At 40.5% G+C, this 17,275-nt stretch carries 21 protein-coding genes; 17 read left to right on the top strand and 4 right to left on the bottom strand.

The features are described from left to right. Nucleotides 1-120: 120 nt before the first annotated feature. From xseA to lacD, 17 genes are all read left to right on the top strand, one after another. Nucleotides 121-1,461, top strand: a complete 1,341-nt coding sequence (gene xseA, locus CJ239_RS00595) for an exodeoxyribonuclease VII large subunit (protein WP_102210181.1) — start codon at nucleotides 121-123, stop codon at nucleotides 1,459-1,461. Then, the gene (locus CJ239_RS00590; protein WP_049535234.1) at nucleotides 1,439-1,651 is read left to right on the top strand and encodes an exodeoxyribonuclease VII small subunit; all 213 of its coding nucleotides are present in this window, start codon (nucleotides 1,439-1,441) and stop codon (nucleotides 1,649-1,651) included. The genes xseA and CJ239_RS00590 overlap by 23 nt, the downstream gene beginning before the upstream one ends. Beyond that, entirely contained in the window at nucleotides 1,648-2,523 is an 876-nt protein-coding gene (locus CJ239_RS00585) for a polyprenyl synthetase family protein (protein ID WP_102210180.1), read from the top strand. The genes CJ239_RS00590 and CJ239_RS00585 overlap by 4 nt, the downstream gene beginning before the upstream one ends. After that, a complete protein-coding gene (locus CJ239_RS00580) occupies nucleotides 2,516-3,331 on the top strand; it encodes a TlyA family RNA methyltransferase (protein ID WP_102210179.1) in 816 nt (271 codons plus the stop codon). Before CJ239_RS00585 ends, CJ239_RS00580 begins: the two co-directional genes overlap by 8 nt. Continuing rightward, entirely contained in the window at nucleotides 3,324-3,755 is a 432-nt protein-coding gene (locus tag CJ239_RS00575; RefSeq protein ID WP_042901045.1) for an arginine repressor, read from the top strand. The genes CJ239_RS00580 and CJ239_RS00575 overlap by 8 nt, the downstream gene beginning before the upstream one ends. 6 nt (nucleotides 3,756-3,761) lie before the next feature. Then, nucleotides 3,762-5,429 carry a DNA repair protein RecN gene (gene recN / locus CJ239_RS00570; RefSeq protein WP_102210178.1) on the top strand — a complete coding sequence of 556 codons (1,668 nt, stop codon included), beginning with the start codon at nucleotides 3,762-3,764 and terminating at the stop codon, nucleotides 5,427-5,429. A gap of 1 nt (nucleotide 5,430) precedes the next feature. After that, nucleotides 5,431-6,159 carry a metallophosphoesterase family protein gene (locus tag CJ239_RS00565; protein WP_102210177.1) on the top strand — a complete coding sequence of 243 codons (729 nt, stop codon included), beginning with the start codon at nucleotides 5,431-5,433 and terminating at the stop codon, nucleotides 6,157-6,159. Nucleotides 6,160-6,237: 78 nt separating this feature from the next. Continuing rightward, nucleotides 6,238-8,061, top strand: a complete 1,824-nt coding sequence (gene lepA, locus CJ239_RS00560; RefSeq protein ID WP_042901042.1) for a translation elongation factor 4 — start codon at nucleotides 6,238-6,240, stop codon at nucleotides 8,059-8,061. Nucleotides 8,062-8,319: 258 nt separating this feature from the next. Continuing rightward, nucleotides 8,320-8,796: a PTS sugar transporter subunit IIA gene (locus CJ239_RS00555; RefSeq protein WP_042901041.1), complete on the top strand. Its 477-nt coding sequence runs from the start codon at nucleotides 8,320-8,322 to the stop codon at nucleotides 8,794-8,796. 38 nt (nucleotides 8,797-8,834) lie between these two features. Then, on the top strand, nucleotides 8,835-9,140 hold the full coding sequence (locus CJ239_RS00550; RefSeq protein ID WP_000590547.1) for a PTS sugar transporter subunit IIB: 306 nt from the start codon (nucleotides 8,835-8,837) through the stop codon (nucleotides 9,138-9,140). A 47-nt stretch (nucleotides 9,141-9,187) separates the two neighbouring features. After that, complete coding sequence (locus tag CJ239_RS00545) at nucleotides 9,188-10,663, top strand: PTS galactitol transporter subunit IIC (RefSeq protein WP_102210176.1); 1,476 nt, start codon at nucleotides 9,188-9,190, stop codon at nucleotides 10,661-10,663. 25 nt (nucleotides 10,664-10,688) lie between these two features. Continuing rightward, nucleotides 10,689-10,835 carry a hypothetical protein gene (locus CJ239_RS11910; RefSeq protein ID WP_257994380.1) on the top strand — a complete coding sequence of 49 codons (147 nt, stop codon included), beginning with the start codon at nucleotides 10,689-10,691 and terminating at the stop codon, nucleotides 10,833-10,835. A gap of 79 nt (nucleotides 10,836-10,914) precedes the next feature. Further along, nucleotides 10,915-11,811: an aldose 1-epimerase family protein gene (locus tag CJ239_RS00540; RefSeq protein ID WP_102210175.1), complete on the top strand. Its 897-nt coding sequence runs from the start codon at nucleotides 10,915-10,917 to the stop codon at nucleotides 11,809-11,811. 290 nt (nucleotides 11,812-12,101) lie between these two features. Continuing rightward, nucleotides 12,102-12,527, top strand: coding sequence for a galactose-6-phosphate isomerase subunit LacA (lacA, locus tag CJ239_RS00535; protein ID WP_000029282.1), 426 nt, complete (start codon nucleotides 12,102-12,104; stop codon nucleotides 12,525-12,527). 254 nt (nucleotides 12,528-12,781) lie between these two features. Next, complete coding sequence (lacB, locus tag CJ239_RS00530) at nucleotides 12,782-13,297, top strand: galactose-6-phosphate isomerase subunit LacB (protein ID WP_001216918.1); 516 nt, start codon at nucleotides 12,782-12,784, stop codon at nucleotides 13,295-13,297. Between the two features lie 10 nt (nucleotides 13,298-13,307). Beyond that, nucleotides 13,308-14,237: a tagatose-6-phosphate kinase gene (locus CJ239_RS00525; RefSeq protein ID WP_102210174.1), complete on the top strand. Its 930-nt coding sequence runs from the start codon at nucleotides 13,308-13,310 to the stop codon at nucleotides 14,235-14,237. Nucleotide 14,238: 1 nt separating this feature from the next. Then, nucleotides 14,239-15,219 carry a tagatose-bisphosphate aldolase gene (gene lacD, locus CJ239_RS00520; protein ID WP_001229114.1) on the top strand — a complete coding sequence of 327 codons (981 nt, stop codon included), beginning with the start codon at nucleotides 14,239-14,241 and terminating at the stop codon, nucleotides 15,217-15,219. A 127-nt stretch (nucleotides 15,220-15,346) separates the two neighbouring features. Here the strand turns inward: lacD and CJ239_RS11905 are convergent, their stop codons facing one another. The 4 genes from CJ239_RS11905 to CJ239_RS00500 all read right to left on the bottom strand — a co-directional run bounded on the left by CJ239_RS11905 (nucleotide 15,347) and on the right by CJ239_RS00500 (nucleotide 17,135). Further along, nucleotides 15,347-15,511, bottom strand: coding sequence for a hypothetical protein (locus tag CJ239_RS11905; protein ID WP_257994379.1), 165 nt, complete (start codon nucleotides 15,509-15,511; stop codon nucleotides 15,347-15,349). 36 nt (nucleotides 15,512-15,547) lie between these two features. Further along, nucleotides 15,548-16,066 (bottom strand): galactose-6-phosphate isomerase subunit LacB, encoded by a 519-nt coding sequence (gene lacB / locus CJ239_RS00510; protein WP_102210173.1) that lies wholly within the window; start codon nucleotides 16,064-16,066, stop codon nucleotides 15,548-15,550. 11 nt (nucleotides 16,067-16,077) lie between these two features. Continuing rightward, nucleotides 16,078-16,506: a galactose-6-phosphate isomerase subunit LacA gene (gene lacA / locus CJ239_RS00505; RefSeq protein WP_033680183.1), complete on the bottom strand. Its 429-nt coding sequence runs from the start codon at nucleotides 16,504-16,506 to the stop codon at nucleotides 16,078-16,080. 152 nt (nucleotides 16,507-16,658) lie between these two features. Continuing rightward, entirely contained in the window at nucleotides 16,659-17,135 is a 477-nt protein-coding gene (locus CJ239_RS00500) for an Rrf2 family transcriptional regulator (RefSeq protein ID WP_033683554.1), read from the bottom strand. Nucleotides 17,136-17,275 lie beyond the last annotated feature (140 nt).

Raw genomic sequence — 17,275 nt, 5'->3', positions numbered from 1 at the left:
GTGGAGGCCTTGCCTCCTTTTTTATTTTTCCCTCATAATGGTACATAAATGGAGATTTTTAGGCATATTTTTGGTATAATAATACCCATGAAAGAGCAAGAAAATGAATAGTAGGTGGAGATGGAAAAGTATTTATCGGTAACAACTTTGACCAAGTATCTGAAAATGAAATTCGATAAAGACCCTTACTTGGAACGGGTTTATTTAACTGGTCAAGTTTCCAACTTTCGTAAACGCCCTACTCACCAATATTTCTCCCTAAAAGATGACCATGCAGTTATTCAAGCGACCATCTGGTCTGGGATTTATCAGAAATTAGGCTTCGACCTGGAAGAAGGAATGAAGATCAATGTGATTGGGCGTGTACAGGTCTATGAACCGAGCGGTAGCTACTCCATCATCATTGAAAAGGCAGAGCCTGATGGGGTTGGGGCGCTTGCGATTCAGTTTGAACAACTCAAGAAAAAATTGACAGAAGAAGGCCTGTTTCAAGAACGCTTCAAGCAACCTCTGCCCCAATTTTCTAAGAGAATTGGTGTAGTAACCAGTCGCAGTGGAGCCGTTATTCGAGATATTATCACGACCGTTAGCAGACGCTTTCCAGGTGTCGACATTCTTCTCTATCCGACCAAGGTTCAAGGTGAAGGTTCTGCGGAGGAAATTGCTCGAAATATTGCGCGTGCTAATCAACGGGACGATTTGGACTTGCTGATTATTGGTCGTGGAGGTGGTTCCATAGAGGATCTCTGGGCCTTTAACGAAGAGACTGTGGTACGAGCTATTTTTGAATCTCGTTTGCCAGTTATTTCTAGTGTGGGGCATGAGACGGATGTGACCTTGGCAGATTTTGTGGCAGATCGCCGCGCTGCGACACCAACGGCTGCTGCTGAATTAGCAACACCTGTGACTAAGTTGGATCTATTAGCTCATTTGCAAAATCAGGAAAAACGGATGGCAACGGCAGTCCGAAATGTCCTATCTAAGAAACAAGAAGCTTTGAAAAAATGCAGTCAGTCTGTTATCTTTAGACAGCCAGAGCGTTTATATGATGGATATTTACAACGATTGGATCAACTGCAACTGCGCTTAAAACAAAGTTTGCGAACACAGATTTCCGATAACAAACAATTCGTCCAAGCAAGGACGCATCGACTGGTCCAATTATCACCTATTACCAAAATCCAACGCTATCAGGACCGACTTGCACAGTTGGACAAGCTCCTCCGTAGCCAAATGGCACTAGTTTATGATGCCAAGGTTGCTGAGGTTAAGAGATTATCAGAAGCCTTACTGATGTTGGATACCAGTCGTATCGTGGCGCGTGGTTATGCTATTGTCAAAAAAGAAGAGTCAGTTATCGATTCGGTTGAGAGTTTGAAGAAAAAAGACCAAGTGACGCTTTTGATGCGAGATGGTCAAGTAGAATTAGAGGTTAAAGATGTCAAAACAAAAGAAATTTGAGGAAAATCTAGCAGAACTGGAAACCATTGTCCAAAGTTTGGAAAATGGTGAAATTGCTCTGGAAGATGCGATTACTGCCTTTCAAAAGGGGATGATCTTGTCAAAAGAGCTCCAAGCTACGCTGGACAAGGCTGAAAAAACCTTGGTTAAGGTCATGCAAGAAGACGGAACAGAAAGTGATTTTGAATGAAGAAGCAAGAAAAATTAGCTCTTGTCGAGTCGGCTTTGGAAGACTTTTATGGAGACCAGCAGTTTGCCTCTAGTTTGCGAGAGTCTGTTCTCTATTCCATTCATGCTGGTGGCAAGCGTATTCGACCTTTTCTCTTGTTAGAAGTTTTGGAAGCCTTGCAGGTCGCTATTAAACCTGCTCACGCGCAGGTAGCTGCGGCCTTGGAAATGATCCATACAGGGAGCTTGATTCATGATGACCTTCCTGCCATGGATGATGATGATTACCGTCGGGGACGCTTGACCAATCACAAGAAATTCGGTGAAGCTATGGCCATTTTGGCTGGAGACGCTTTGTTCCTAGATCCCTATGCCTTGATAGCGCAGGCAGATTTGCCAAGTCAAATCAAGGTGGACTTGATTGCTAACTTATCTCTTGCTTCAGGTAGTCTGGGTATGGTGGCAGGCCAAGTTTTGGACATGGAGGGTGAACACCAGCATTTGTCTTTGGAAGCACTTCAGACCATCCATGCTAATAAGACTGGAAAATTACTAGCCTATCCCTTCCAAGCAGCTGCTATCATAGCCGAATTGGCACCTGAAATGCAGGCAAAACTGAAAACTGTAGGTGAATTGATTGGGCTTGCTTTTCAGATCAGGGATGATGTACTGGATGTAACAGCTAGTTTTGAGGAGATCGGCAAGACACCACAAAAGGATTTGCAGGCTGAAAAATCAACCTATCCTGCCTTGTTGGGTTTGGAAGAGGCAATTGTCTTTTGTAACCAGACTTTGGATCAAGCTAATGCCAAATTAGAAGAAATTGCCCAACAGGTTCCCTTTAAGATAGAATCGATTGTGAAAGTAGTAGAAAGTTTGAGAATCAATGGCTAAGGAAAGAGTGGATGTACTAGCTTATAAACAGGGCTTGTTTGAAACGAGAGAGCAGGCCAAGCGTGGTGTCATGGCTGGTTTAGTCGTAGCAGTCCTGAATGGAGAGCGTTTTGACAAACCAGGAGAGAAAATTCCAGATGACACCGAGTTAAAACTCAAGGGTGAAAAACTCAAGTATGTTAGCCGTGGTGGATTGAAACTGGAAAAGGCCTTGCAGGTCTTTGATTTGTCAGTGGATGGTGCGACCACGATTGATATCGGGGCCTCTACTGGAGGTTTTACCGATGTTATGCTACAGAATGGTGCTGAGTTAGTCTTTGCAGTCGATGTCGGTACCAATCAGTTGGCTTGGAAATTACGCCAAGACCCACGGGTTGTCAGCATGGAGCAGTTTAATTTCCGCTATGCTGAAAAGACTGATTTCGAGCAGGAACCTAGCTTTGCCAGTATTGATGTGAGTTTCATTTCCCTCAGTCTGATTCTTCCAGCCTTGCACCGTGTCTTGGCTGAACAAGGCCAAGTTGTGGCTCTAGTTAAGCCCCAGTTTGAGGCAGGTCGTGAGCAGATTGGAAAAAATGGAATCATTCGCGACGCCAAGGTCCATCAGAATGTCCTCGAATCTGTCACAACCATGGCAGTAGAGGAAGGCTTTTCAGTCCTTGGTTTGGACTTTTCTCCCATTCAAGGTGGACATGGAAATATTGAATTTTTAGCGTATTTGAAAAAAGAAGAGTCAGCAAGCAATCAGGTTCTTGCTGATATTGAAGAAGTAGTAGAGAGGGCGCATAGTCAATTTAAAAATGAATAAAAAAGAGAGACTTGAAAAAATTAGACGATTTGTGACAGATTATCAAATCGGTACGCAAGAAGAAATCGTAGAACATTTGAAAGAGGCAGGTATCACTGCTACTCAGGCAACGGTATCACGAGATATCAAAGAACTAGGCATTGTCAAAATTCCTTTGAGAGACAATACTTATGTCTATGAATTGCCAAAGTCAATCGTAAAAAGTTTGCAACTAGCTGAAGATAATATTGAGTCAGCCGAATTGATGGACAAGATGATCAATCTCCAAGTCATCCCAGGAAATACAGCCTTTGTAAAAGCTCAGTTAATCGAGACTTTTGTGGACAAGATTTTTAGCTGTTTGGCTGATGATAGCTCGATTTTAGTCATTGCCAGAAGTGAAAGTCTAGCTGAGGAAATCTTTGAACAAGTAAAAAATTGGTAGGTCTATATGTTACTTGAAATTTCGATAAAAAACTTTGCCATTATTGAGGCTATTTCCCTCAATTTTGAAAAGGGGATGACAGTCCTGACTGGTGAAACGGGTGCAGGGAAGTCGATTATCATTGATGCCATGAATATGATGTTGGGAGCTCGTGCGACGACAGATGTTATTCGTCACGGTGCGCCAAAGGCAGAGATTGAGGGACTTTTCTCAGTTGAGAATAGTCGCCTTTTACAGGAAATTTTTGATGAGCAAGGTTTGGAAATGGGGGATGAGATTATCATCCGTCGGGAAATCTTGCAAAATGGTCGGAGTATCAGCCGTGTCAATGGTCAGATGGTTAATCTGTCGGTTTTGCGTGCTATTGGGCAACACCTTGTAGATATACATGGTCAGCATGACCAAGAAGAGTTAATGCGCCCTCAACTTCATATTCAAATGTTGGATGAATTTGGCGATGCAGCTTTTTGGGACTTGAAAGAAACCTATCAAACGAGTTTTGATGCCTACCGTAAAATGCGTAAGCAGGTTCTGGAAGTCAAGAAAAACCAACAGGAACACAAGGCTCGTATTGAGATGTTGGAATTTCAAATGGCAGAGATTGAGGCGGCTAATTTGCAAGCAGGGGAAGACTTGGCTCTCAACCAAGAGCGAGATAAACTTCTCAACCATAAAAATATTGCGGATACACTGACCAATGCCTACAGTATGTTGGACAATGAAGAGTTCTCGAGTCTGGCCAATGTTCGTTCGGCCATGAATGACATGGAAAGTGTCGAAGAGTATGATACCGAATACCGTGAAATTTCAAGCTCTCTGTCTGAGACTTACTATGTCTTAGAAGACATTAGCAAACGTCTGGAAGCTATTATTGAGGATCTTGATTTTGACGGCAATCGTCTTATGCAGGTTGAGAATCGTTTGGATCTCCTTCATACCATTACCCGTAAGTATGGTGGGACTGTAGACGATGTCTTGCTTTATTTTGCCAAGATTACGGAAGAATACAATCTCTTGACAGGTAATAACCTTTCGTCTGAGGACATGGAAGCAGAGCTCAAGAAATTGGAAGTTAATCTTGTCGATCTGGCAGGTCAACTTGCCTCTGCTCGTCATGATTTGGCTCAGCAGCTCGAAGATGAGATTAAACAAGAACTGCAAGACCTTTATATGGAAAAAGCTCAGTTTCAGGTTCGTTTTAGCAAGGGCAAATTCAGCCGTGAGGGCAATGAAACAGTTGAGTTTTACATTTCAACCAACCCTGGCGAAGACTTTAAACCCTTGGTCAAGGTTGCATCTGGTGGGGAATTATCCCGTCTCATGCTAGCTATCAAGTCTGCCTTTTCACGCAAAGAAGGTAAGACCAGCATTGTTTTTGATGAGGTGGATACGGGAGTTTCAGGTCGTGTAGCTCAGGCTATTGCACAGAAGATTCACAAGATTGGCCAGCATGGTCAGGTACTGGCTATTTCCCATTTGCCACAAGTGATTGCGATTGCAGATTATCAATTCTTTATTGAGAAGATTAGCAATGAGCATTCAACGGTTTCGACTGTTCGTCTCTTGACGGTTGAAGAGCGAGTGGAGGAAGTTGCCAAGATGTTGGCAGGTGATGATGTGACGGAAGCAGCCCTGACGCAAGCCAGAGAATTGTTGAGAAACAAGGAGAAATAAGATGACAGACTATTATGTAATTGGAGATGTTCACGGAAAAGCTGGGATGCTAGAAGACCTTCTCAAAACCTGGAATGGTCAGACTCAGTTACTCTTTCTAGGGGATTTGATTGACCGTGGTGAGGATAGTCGCCGTGTCCTTGAAATGGTCAAGGACTTGGTTGATAATCAAGGGGCTATCTGTTTGTCAGGAAACCACGAGTATATGTTTCTGACTTGGCTTGATGACCCAGAAGAAAGTTATGATCACTATCGCCGTAATGGTGGAGATACAACCATTAACTCTATCCTAGGTCGTCCCTTGGATGCACCAGTTGACGGAGTAGAAGATGCCAAGCGGGTGGCTACTGAAGCGGCAGATTTGGTCGAATTTATTCGTCAAATGCCATTTGTGGTAGAGACAGACAAGTATATCTTTGTTCATGCTGGTATTGATTTGACCTTGGACGACTGGCATGAAACTACAGATTATAAAAAAGTCTGGCTTAGAAAACCATTCCACGAAGCCGAAAATCATACTGGAAAAATCATTGTCTTTGGTCATACACCAGTCTATGGTTTGTTGAAGCAAGACCGAGGTACAGCTGAACTTTGGACTACAGAAGATGGCAAGATTGGAATGGATGGAGGAGCTGTTTATGGTGGTGTCCTTCATGGGATTGTCTTTACTGACCAAGGGATGACAGAACATCACTTTATCGAAAATGACGGCTTTGTCGCTGAAGATTAGTACTCCTAGCAGGGTATGGTCTTGTCAAAATATCAAAAACAATTTATAATAAATAGATACCCTGAAAGGAAGAGAATCATGAACTTAGAAGAATTGAAAAAACGACAGGAGAAGATCCGTAACTTCTCTATTATCGCCCATATTGACCACGGGAAATCAACTCTAGCAGACCGCATTTTGGAAAAGACTGAGACCGTTTCAAGCCGTGAAATGCAAGCTCAACTTTTGGACAGCATGGATCTAGAGCGAGAACGTGGGATTACCATTAAACTCAATGCCATCGAGCTGAACTATACTGCAAAAGATGGGGAAACTTATATTTTCCACTTGATTGATACGCCAGGACACGTGGACTTTACTTATGAAGTTTCACGTTCGCTAGCTGCCTGCGAGGGGGCGATTTTGGTTGTCGATGCTGCCCAGGGGATTGAGGCTCAAACCCTTGCTAACGTTTATCTAGCCTTGGACAATGATTTGGAAATCATGCCAGTCATTAACAAAATTGACCTACCAGCTGCAGATCCTGAGCGCGTGCGTACAGAGATTGAAGATGTGATTGGTTTGGATGCCAGTGAAGCAGTTTTAGCTTCTGCCAAGGCTGGTATCGGTATCGAAGAAATCCTCGAGCAAATCGTAGAAAAAGTGCCAGCCCCAACGGGTGATGTTGCAGCACCACTCAAAGCCTTGATTTTCGACTCTGTTTACGATGCTTACCGTGGGGTTATCCTCCAAGTTCGTGTCATGGATGGGGTTGTCAAACCTGGCGATAAGATTCAGCTTATGAGCAATGGCAAGACCTTTGATGTGACCGAAGTCGGTATATTTACACCCAAAGCAGTTGGTCGTGATTTCCTTGCGACTGGGGACGTTGGTTATATTGCAGCTTCTATCAAGACGGTTCAGGATACTCGTGTGGGTGATACTGTTACCTTGGCAACCAATCCTGCGACAGAGCCATTACATGGCTACAAGCAGATGAATCCTATGGTCTTTGCGGGTCTCTACCCAATCGAATCAAACAAGTACAATGACTTACGTGAAGCCCTTGAAAAATTGCAACTGAATGATGCTAGTCTTCAGTTTGAACCAGAAACATCTCAGGCCCTTGGATTTGGTTTCCGTTGTGGTTTCCTTGGACTTCTTCATATGGATGTTATTCAGGAACGTTTGGAACGTGAGTTCAACATCGACCTCATCATGACAGCTCCGTCTGTTATTTACAAAGTTAATTTGACCGACGGTGAGTCTATGGATGTGTCGAACCCATCTGAGTTCCCAGATCCTACCAAGATTGCGACCATTGAAGAACCTTATGTTAAAGCGCAAATCATGGTACCGCAAGAGTTTGTTGGAGCAGTGATGGAGCTAGCTCAGCGTAAGCGTGGGGACTTTGTGACTATGGACTATATTGATGATAATCGTGTCAATGTTATCTATCAAATTCCACTTGCTGAAATCGTCTTTGACTTCTTTGATAAGCTTAAGTCTTCGACACGTGGTTATGCAAGCTTTGACTACGAATTGTCAGAGTATCGTCCGTCTAAGCTGGTGAAAATGGATATCCTTCTCAATGGAGACAAGGTGGATGCCCTCAGCTTTATCGTTCATAAGGACTTTGCCTACGAGCGTGGGAAACTTATCGTTGATAAGCTCAAGAAAATTATCCCTCGCCAACAATTTGAGGTGCCAATTCAAGCAGCTATTGGACACAAGATTGTGGCTCGTACTGATATCAAGGCCCTTCGTAAGAACGTACTTGCTAAGTGTTACGGTGGTGACGTTTCTCGTAAGCGTAAACTCCTTGAAAAACAAAAAGCTGGTAAGAAACGTATGAAAGCCATCGGATCAGTAGAAGTTCCACAAGAAGCTTTCCTCAGTGTCTTGAGCATGGATGAAGAATAGTTGTCATAATTGCTTTTCCTTGTTCACAGGAAATTTATATCAGAATCAATAGTAAAGCAGGCTTTAATGGTCTGTTTTTTTAGTTTCTAAAACAAAAAATATTTGCTGTGTTTGTTTATGTGTTTGTTTTAATAAGTCGAACTATAAAAACAACAAAAATATAAAAAAAGAGACAAAAAAGAACAGAAAATCATTGACAACGATTTCATATAGTGTTATACTTATAGCATAAAGTTAATGGAAAGAAGGGAAAACCTTATGGGATTAGATCATTTCTTTGACAAAAACCTTGTGTTTTGCTTAGAAGCGGATAATCAAGAACAACTCTTTGATCAGGTTGCAACTTTATTGGAAGAACGAAAAATCGTGACTCCAACCTATCGTGAAGCCTTGATCACGCGTGAAAAGTCATTTCCAACTGGCTTAGATATGGAATTTTTGGGTAAGGATTTGCCGAATGTGGCTATTCCTCATACAGATACGATTCATAATCTTGCCGAAAAAGTTGTGGTCGTTCGATTAGAAAAACCAGTGACTTTCCACAATATGATTGCGCCAGATAAGGAAGTAGAAGTATCCTTGCTCTTCTTTATCATTAATAACTCAAGTTCAAGTCAAACGAATATTCTTGCTCAGTTGATGGACTTCTTTACAGGAAATGGTCATTTGGAAGATTTGGCTAAAATTTCTGAACCAGAAGCTATCTATGCTTATATAGCTGAAGCAACTGCATAATCTTGTCTATTAAAAATATTAAATCGGAGGAAATCCATATGATTAAAATTCTTGCTGCCTGCGGTGCAGGTGTTAACTCAAGCCACCAAATTAAAAGTGCTCTTGAAGAAGAACTTTCAAACCGTGGTTTTGATGTTCACTGTGATGCGGTAATGGTCAAAGACGTTAATGAAGACCTTATCAAAGGTTATGACATCTTTACACCAATTGCTGCGACAGACCTTGGTTTTGATCCAGGTATTCCAGTTATCGAAGCTGGACCAATCTTATTCCGTATCCCAGCTATGAGTGCTCCAGTATTTGATAACATTGAAGCAGCTATTAAAGAACACGGATTAAGCTAATTCTAATTTGTTAACATTCATATAACATAAAAAAGGGAGGAACTGTTATGGATGCAATCTTTGGCCTAATCAAAGAATTTTTCACACCTATCTTAGATATGGGTGGACCTGTCATCATGTTAATTATTTTGACAGTATTGGCTTTACTTTTTGGAGTGAAATTCTCCAAAGCGCTTGAAGGTGGTATCAAACTTGCCATCGCTCTTACAGGTATCGGTGCCATCATCGGTATGTTAAATGGTGCTTTCTCAGCATCACTTGCAAAATTCGTTGAAAACACAGGTATCCAATTGAGTATCACTGACGTTGGTTGGGCACCACTTGCTACAATCACTTGGGGATCTGCTTGGACACTTTACTTCTTGCTCATCATGTTGATTGTCAACGTAGTAATGCTTGCTATGAAGAAAACTGATACACTTGATGTCGATATCTTCGATATCTGGCACTTGTCTATCACAGGTCTTTTGATTAAATGGTATGCAGATAACAACGGTGTGAGCCAAGGGGTTTCACTCTTGATTGCTACAGCAGCTATCGTTCTTGTTGGTGTGTTGAAAATTATCAACTCTGACTTGATGAAACCTACATTTGATGACCTTCTTAACGCACCAAGTTCATCACCAATGACATCAACTCACATGAACTACATGATGAACCCAGTTATCATGGTTTTGGATAAGATTTTTGAAAAATTCTTCCCAGGTCTTGATAAATATGACTTTGATGCTGCTAAATTGAACAAGAAAATCGGTTTCTGGGGTTCTAAATTCTTCATCGGTTTCATTCTTGGTATTGTTATCGGTATTATGGGGACTCCACATCCAATTGAAGGTGTTGCAGATGCAGATAAATGGCGTCTTGTTATCAAAGGATGGTTGTCTCTTGGTTTGACAGCTGGTGTATCTTTGGAACTCTTCTCACTTATCGGTTCATGGTTCATCGCTGCCGTAGAACCACTTTCACAAGGTATTACAAACGTTGCTACTAAACGTCTTCAAGGACGTAAATTTAATATCGGTCTTGACTGGCCATTCATCGCTGGTCGTGCTGAAATCTGGGCTTGTGCCAACGTACTTGCACCAATCATGTTGATCGAAGCTGTGCTTCTTTCAAAAGTCGGAAATGGTATCTTGCCACTTGCAGGTATCATCGCTATGGGTGTTACTCCAGCTCTCTTAGTTGTAACACGTGGTAAATTGCTCCGTATGATTATCTTCGGAACTCTCTTGTTGCCACTCTTCCTTCTTTCAGGTACACTTATTGCACCATTTGCAACAGAACTTGCTAAAGGTGTAGGTGCCTTCCCAGCAGGTGTGAGCCAAACTCAATTGATTACTCACTCAACTCTTGAAGGACCAATCGAAAAACTTCTTGGTTGGACAATTGGTAACACTACAACTGGTGATATCAAAGCAATCCTTGGTGCTGTAGTCTTCCTTGTATTCTATATCGGTATCTTTGCTTGGTACAGAAAACAAATGATCAAACGTAACGAAGAGTACGCAGCAAAAGCAAAATAATGCGCTCCTATAAAATGTAAGCTCAATGAAAATCAAAGAGCAAACTAGAAAGCGAGTCGCAGGTTGCTCAAAACACAGTTTTGAGGTTGTAGATAAGACTGACGAAGTCAGTGATCATATCTACGGCAAGGCGACGCTGACGACGTTTGAATTGGATTTTCGCAGAGTGTAAATTGTTGAAACTAGGTTGTCATACCTTCTAGGAGTGACAGCCTAGTTTTTTATAAACTATCAAGAAATCGGAGAAAATAATGGTAATTGAATTAAAATCAGAACAATTAAGAGTTCAATTTAACAGTTTTGGTGGGGCTCTTTCTTCTATAAAAGATGCTGAGGGACTGGAGTATTTGTGGCAAGGGGATGCCACTTATTGGAGTGGACAAGCTCCTGTTCTCTTCCCCATTTGTGGTTCTTTGAGAGAGGATACAGCCCTCTATATAGATGAGAAGGGACAAGAAAGAAAAGGAAAGATTCCTCGTCATGGTTTGGTTCGTAAGAAAGAATTTGAATTAGTTGAACAGACAGACAAGAGTGTAACTTTTGCAATTGAAGATGATGAGAATAGCTATCAAAACTATCCTTATCATTTTCGCCTAGAAATCACTTATAGCCTTACTGGTAAAACAGTACGGACTCAATACAAGATTTTCAATAAAGAAACTAGCAAGGTCATGCCTTACTTTATTGGTGGACATCCAGGATTTAATTGTCCTCTGCTTGATGATGAGGTCTATGAAGATTATTATCTAGAGTTTGAAAAAGAAGAGACTTGCTCTGTTCCACGCCCTTTCCCAGAAACAGGTATGCTGGATTTTCAAGATAGAAGTCCATGGCTAGAGGGGCAAAAAGAAGTAGACCTCAGCTATGATCTTTTCAGTACAGATGCAGTTACTTTAGATGAATTACAATCTAGAACAATTGCCCTTCGTTCTCGTAAACATGATAAAGGGTTGAAAGTACACTTTGCAGAGTTTCCAAACCTTATTATCTGGTCAACTTTGAACAAAGGACCTTTCATTGCCTTTGAACCATGGTCTGGCTTGTCAACATCCCTTGAAGAAGGAGATCATCTAGAAGATAAGAAGAATGTTCGTCTACTAGAACCTGGTCAAGTGGATCAAATTGGTTTTGACATCGAAATTTTTTAGATTTAAAAATAAAACACAAAAACAAACATTAACTGTTGACTTTTTCAGGAAATAGGAGTATATTATGTTTGTAAACAACAAATGATGTTTGTAACAAACAAATAATCGCTTGTTATATTTTCTTTCGTGGAGAAAGTTTGTTTCTAGGGAACTGGTTTCCTAAACTTGAATAAGGTGTCAGTCATCTCATTCAATCCAATTTGTTAATAAACTGCTAGAAAGCTTTTGTAGGTAAACTGCTAACTATAAAAGGTTTTACTAGCCTAGAAAAATAAAAAGGAGTATACAATATGTCTATTGTTATCGGTGCAGATGCTGCAGGTTTGAGATTGAAAGAAGTTGTGAAAGACTTCTTGGAAAAAGAAAACTTCCACGTTGTGGATGTTACAGCTGAAGGTCAAGACTTTGTTGATGTGACTCTTGCTGTTGCTACAGAAGTAAACAAAGAAGAACAAAACCTTGGTATCGTGATTGATGCTTATGGAGCTGGTCCATTTATGGTTGCAACTAAGATCAAAGGAATGGTTGCTGCAGAAGTATCTGACGAACGTTCAGCTTATATGACTCGCGGACACAACAACTCACGTATGATCACTATGGGTGCACAACTTGTCGGTGATGAATTGGCTAAAAACATTGCTAAAGGATTTGTTAACGGAAAATACGATGGTGGACGTCACCAAATTAGGGTCGATATGTTGAACAAAATGTGCTAATACTCTTCAAAAATCAAGATAATCTGTTGTCAGCTCACTTTAGCTAACTTCAGTTATGCTCGCAGCTCGCTTCCTAATACTCTTCGAAAATCAAATTCAAACCACGTCAGCTTCGCCTTGCCGTACTCAAGTACAGCCTGTGGCTCGCTTCCTAGTTTGCTCTTTGATTTTGATTGAGTATAAGCTAATCTTGATTTTTCTTGAGTAGGGATAAATGATATTAGATTTATATAATTAATCGGAGGGAATAACTAATGAGAATTGCAATTGGATGTGACCACATCGTAACAGATGAAAAAATGGCGGTTTCAGAATTTTTGAAATCAAAAGGATATGAAGTCATTGACTTTGGTACATATGACCATACACGTACTCACTACCCAATCTTTGGTAAAAAAGTAGGGGAAGCTGTAACTAGCGGTCAAGCTGATCTTGGGGTATGTATCTGTGGTACTGGTGTTGGTATCAACAACGCTGTAAATAAAGTTCCTGGTGTTCGTTCTGCCTTGGTTCGTGATATGACAACAGCCCTTTATGCTAAAGAACAATTGAACGCTAACGTTATCGGTTTTGGTGGTAAGATTACTGGTGAATTGCTCATGTGTGACATTATCGAAGCTTTCATCCATGCTGAATACAAACCAACTGAAGAAAACAAGAAATTGATTGCGAAAATTGAACACGTTGAAAGTCACAATGCTCAACAAACAGACGCAAACTTCTTCACTGAATTCCTTGAAAAATGGGATCGCGGAGAATACCACGACTAAGAGGTAACCTATGATTTTAACAGTCACAATGAACCCATCCATTGATATTTCCTATCCTTTGGATGAGTTAAAGATTGATACTGTCAATCGTGTGGTGGATGTAACCAAAACGGCTGGTGGTAAGGGACTCAATGTTACCCGAGTACTTTCAGAATTTGGAGATCCTGTTCTTGCTACTGGTTTAGTGGGTGGCAAACTTGGTGAGTTTTTGGTTGAACATATCGATGATCAAGTAAAAAAAGATTTCTTCTCAATTCAGGGAGAAACTCGTAACTGTATCGCTATTCTCCATGGAGACAATCAAACAGAAGTTCTTGAAAAAGGACCTGAAGTTCTTGAACAAGAAGGTCAAGACTTTTTGGAACATTTCAAAAAACTCTTGGGCTCAGTTGAAGTAGTAGCTATCTCAGGTAGTTTACCAGCAGGTCTTCCAGTTGATTACTATGCGAGCTTGGTAGAACTTGCTAATCAAGCTGGCAAGCCTGTAGTCTTGGACTGCTCTGGTGCAGCACTTCAGGCGGTTCTTGAATCACCACATAAACCAACAGTCATCAAACCAAATAATGAGGAATTGTCTCAACTTCTAGGAAGAGAAGTTTCTGAGGATTTGGATGAATTAAAAGAAGTCCTTCAAGAACCTTTGTTTGCAGGGATTGAATGGATTATCGTTTCACTTGGTGCCAACGGTGCCTTTGCCAAACATGGAGACACTTTCTATAAGGTAGATATTCCTAGAATCCAGGTAGTCAATCCTGTTGGATCTGGAGATTCTACTGTAGCAGGAATTTCTTCAGGACTTCTTCACAAAGAATCAGATGCAGAACTCCTCATCAAGGCAAATGTCCTTGGTATGCTCAATGCTCAAGAAAAAATGACTGGTCATGTCAACATGGCCAACTATCAAGTTCTATATGATCAATTAATAGTAAAAGAGGTATAAAATGGCTTTAACAGAACAAAAACGTGCACGCTTAGAAAAACTTTCTGATGAAAATGGAATCATCTCAGCTCTTGCATTTGACCAACGCGGTGCTTTGAAACGCCTCATGGCTCAACACCAAACAGAAGAACCAACTGTGGCTCAAATGGAAGAACTTAAAGTTTTGGTAGCAGATGAATTGACTAAATACGCTTCATCAATGCTTCTTGACCCTGAGTATGGACTTCCAGCAACTAAAGCTCTTGATGAAAAAGCTGGTCTTCTCCTTGCTTATGAAAAAACAGGTTATGATACAACAAGCACAAAACGCTTGCCAGACTGCTTGGATGTTTGGTCTGCAAAACGTATTAAAGAAGAAGGTGCAGATGCAGTTAAATTCTTGCTTTACTACGATGTAGATAGTTCAGACGAACTCAACCAAGAAAAACAAGCTTACATCGAACGTATCGGTTCTGAGTGTGTGGCTGAAGATATCCCATTCTTCCTTGAAATCCTTGCTTACGATGAAAAAATTGCGGATGCTGGTTCTGTAGAATACGCGAAAGTAAAACCACACAAAGTTATCGGTGCTATGAAAGTCTTCTCAGACCCACGCTTTAACATTGATGTCTTGAAAGTAGAAGTTCCTGTTAACATTAAATATGTTGAAGGTTTCGCTGAAGGTGAAGTAGTTTATACACGTGAAGAAGCAGCAGCCTTCTTCAAAGCACAAGATGAAGCAACTAACTTGCCATATATCTACTTGAGTGCTGGTGTATCAGCTAAACTCTTCCAAGATACTCTTGTATTTGCTCATGAATCAGGTGCAAACTTTAACGGAGTTCTTTGTGGCCGTGCAACATGGGCAGGATCAGTTGAAGCTTACATCAAAGATGGTGAAGCAGCAGCACGTGAATGGCTTCGCACAACTGGTTTTGAAAATATTGACGAACTCAATAAAGTTCTTCAAACAACAGCGACTTCATGGAAAGAACGCGTGTAAGCACTCAAATTGTAAAAAATATTCAGTCTAGTGATAGTAATATCTCTAGACTTTTTTGATGATGTAAAAATAACCTTGAGTTAGTTATCCTCAAGGTTATACTCTTCGAAAATCTCTTCAAACCACGTCAGCGTCGCCTTATCGTATATATATATATATAACTGACTTCGTCAGTTCTATCCACAACCTCAAAACAGTGTTTTGAGCTGACTTCGTCAGTTCTATCTACAACCTCAAAGCAGTGCTTTGAGCAGCCCGCGACCAGCTTCCTAGTTTGCTCTTTAATTTTCATTGAGTATTAGATAAAATATATCAGAGGGAATGCAAGTTAATCGTGATATTCTCCACGATTCCACTTGGCATTCTCTTCATCGAAGATATGATCATTGGCAGCTACATCTGGGCTCACTTCAGATAGTTTATCAATTTTCGCAATCAATTCCTCTTTTTCAGGACTTGGTTTGTACTTGGTATTGATAAATTCATCTACAATGTTGTTAATGAAATTGATACCTAGGATAGCACCACCGAAAGCAACAATATTAGCATTGAGATTTTCACGAGCGGAACGAGCAGTCGCAACATCTCCGACAAGTACAACTCGAGTTTCAGGAACTTTATCAGCAGATACAGCAATTCCAACACCTGTACCGCAAAGGGCGACTCCAAAGTCAGCCCGTCCATTGACGACCTCCTCTGCAATTAAGCGACCATAAATAGGATAGTGAGTACGGACGAAATCATAAGTACCAACATCAATGATTTCATGACCTTGTTCTTTTAGGTGTTTTGAAATCTTCATCTTCACATCTGTTACAATGTGATCACAGCCGAGAGCAATTTTCATGGGAATACCTCCTAGCAGAGCTTGTTCAGCATATCAATGCGAACTTGGTGACGACCAGAATCATAGTTGTGCTCAAGAAAGGCTTTGACTATTTCAACTGCTAAAATATCACCTGTAATTCCAGAACCAATTGTAATGATTGGAGTAGAATTGTGTCGAATAGTCATCATGGCAGAGTGTTCATCGGAAACAGCGGCGCAGATAATACCTTTAAACTTATTAGCAGGCATAAAAGAATGTCCAAACTTGTCAAAAAGAATAGCACGAGCTTGCTTATATTTTCTAAACTCTGTAATAGCATTGACAGTAGAATCAACGAAATCCGCAGAACCTTGTGTAGAGTTGAGGTCAATTACTTCATAACCAGAATGAAGCAGATAGTGTTTGACGGTTTCTTTCAGTTGGAAACCATCTTGGTCAGTAGCTAAAATAACTTTCATAAGAACCTTCTTTCTTTAGCTATCCAAAAGCATGCAATGAAATACCATTGTTGACGATATAGAAGATATATTATATCTTCAAATATAGTATAGTCCTTGTAAAATGATTTGTCAAGGATTTATAAAAACTAGTTGAAGAATTTTTTCTTCAGCTAGTTTTGGCATTTATTGATCCAATTTCTGATATCGGTTAAATCATAGTTAATCTCAGATTGATGGGCTACTTGGCTGAGTGTAATAGAAGTCAGGGTTGCAACTAAAGTATTTTCAATAATATCAAGAGAGTTGGTTACGACGCATCTTTTAGCTTTTTTACTTTCCTTGTTGCCTAAGAATTTTTTTAGAAGATTTTGACTTTCAAAGATTCGATTTTTTCCTTCTATAGCTACAAATACATCGTAAAAGGTGATTTGGCTGAGGGGTTTAGAAAGAGCAACGCCTCCATTTTTCCCTCTAACGGATTTAACCAATCCTTCGTTGTCTAATAGTTTTATAATTTTTTTCAAATAAGAATCTGAAACTTCTAGCCGTTCACTCAAGGAAATTGTATTGATATATTTTCCTTCAGGGAGCTGATCTAACATGAGTAAGACATAGACTGACTGTTCCCAACCTGATGACAATCGCATGTTTGTACCTCCATATAAAAAGATAATCGTTATCCACAATTACCAGTATAGTCTTTTTTTGTTTTTTTCTCAATACATAGGAGTTTAAAAAATAATCTTGGAATTTTTTGATAAATCTCTTGACATTCATTTTTAAAAGA

This window comes from Streptococcus sp. UMB0029, assembly GCF_002871495.1.
In the GTDB taxonomy this organism is placed as follows: Bacteria; Bacillota; Bacilli; order Lactobacillales; family Streptococcaceae; genus Streptococcus.
This window is presented reverse-complemented; position numbering and strand designations above follow the sequence as displayed.

What these genes read in the sequence shown, in the direction of transcription:
- CJ239_RS00540 (WP_102210175.1), top strand. Translation starts at nt 10,915, where the DNA reads ATGGTAATTGAATTAAAATCAGAACAATTAAGAGTTCAATTTAACAGT.
- CJ239_RS00555 (WP_042901041.1), top strand. Translation starts at nt 8,320, where the DNA reads ATGGGATTAGATCATTTCTTTGACAAAAACCTTGTGTTTTGCTTAGAA.
- CJ239_RS00545 (WP_102210176.1), top strand. Translation starts at nt 9,188, where the DNA reads ATGGATGCAATCTTTGGCCTAATCAAAGAATTTTTCACACCTATCTTA.
- CJ239_RS11910 (WP_257994380.1), top strand. Translation starts at nt 10,689, where the DNA reads ATGAAAATCAAAGAGCAAACTAGAAAGCGAGTCGCAGGTTGCTCAAAA.
- CJ239_RS00575 (WP_042901045.1), top strand. Translation starts at nt 3,324, where the DNA reads ATGAATAAAAAAGAGAGACTTGAAAAAATTAGACGATTTGTGACAGAT.
- lacA (WP_033680183.1), bottom strand. Translation starts at nt 16,506, where the DNA reads ATGAAAGTTATTTTAGCTACTGACCAAGATGGTTTCCAACTGAAAGAA.
- CJ239_RS00550 (WP_000590547.1), top strand. Translation starts at nt 8,835, where the DNA reads ATGATTAAAATTCTTGCTGCCTGCGGTGCAGGTGTTAACTCAAGCCAC.
- CJ239_RS00585 (WP_102210180.1), top strand. Translation starts at nt 1,648, where the DNA reads ATGAAGAAGCAAGAAAAATTAGCTCTTGTCGAGTCGGCTTTGGAAGAC.
- CJ239_RS11905 (WP_257994379.1), bottom strand. Translation starts at nt 15,511, where the DNA reads ATGAAAATTAAAGAGCAAACTAGGAAGCTGGTCGCGGGCTGCTCAAAG.
- xseA (WP_102210181.1), top strand. Translation starts at nt 121, where the DNA reads ATGGAAAAGTATTTATCGGTAACAACTTTGACCAAGTATCTGAAAATG.
- lepA (WP_042901042.1), top strand. Translation starts at nt 6,238, where the DNA reads ATGAACTTAGAAGAATTGAAAAAACGACAGGAGAAGATCCGTAACTTC.
- lacD (WP_001229114.1), top strand. Translation starts at nt 14,239, where the DNA reads ATGGCTTTAACAGAACAAAAACGTGCACGCTTAGAAAAACTTTCTGAT.
- CJ239_RS00565 (WP_102210177.1), top strand. Translation starts at nt 5,431, where the DNA reads ATGACAGACTATTATGTAATTGGAGATGTTCACGGAAAAGCTGGGATG.
- recN (WP_102210178.1), top strand. Translation starts at nt 3,762, where the DNA reads ATGTTACTTGAAATTTCGATAAAAAACTTTGCCATTATTGAGGCTATT.
- CJ239_RS00525 (WP_102210174.1), top strand. Translation starts at nt 13,308, where the DNA reads ATGATTTTAACAGTCACAATGAACCCATCCATTGATATTTCCTATCCT.
- CJ239_RS00580 (WP_102210179.1), top strand. Translation starts at nt 2,516, where the DNA reads ATGGCTAAGGAAAGAGTGGATGTACTAGCTTATAAACAGGGCTTGTTT.
- lacA (WP_000029282.1), top strand. Translation starts at nt 12,102, where the DNA reads ATGTCTATTGTTATCGGTGCAGATGCTGCAGGTTTGAGATTGAAAGAA.
- lacB (WP_102210173.1), bottom strand. Translation starts at nt 16,066, where the DNA reads ATGAAAATTGCTCTCGGCTGTGATCACATTGTAACAGATGTGAAGATG.
- lacB (WP_001216918.1), top strand. Translation starts at nt 12,782, where the DNA reads ATGAGAATTGCAATTGGATGTGACCACATCGTAACAGATGAAAAAATG.
- CJ239_RS00590 (WP_049535234.1), top strand. Translation starts at nt 1,439, where the DNA reads ATGTCAAAACAAAAGAAATTTGAGGAAAATCTAGCAGAACTGGAAACC.
- CJ239_RS00500 (WP_033683554.1), bottom strand. Translation starts at nt 17,135, where the DNA reads ATGCGATTGTCATCAGGTTGGGAACAGTCAGTCTATGTCTTACTCATG.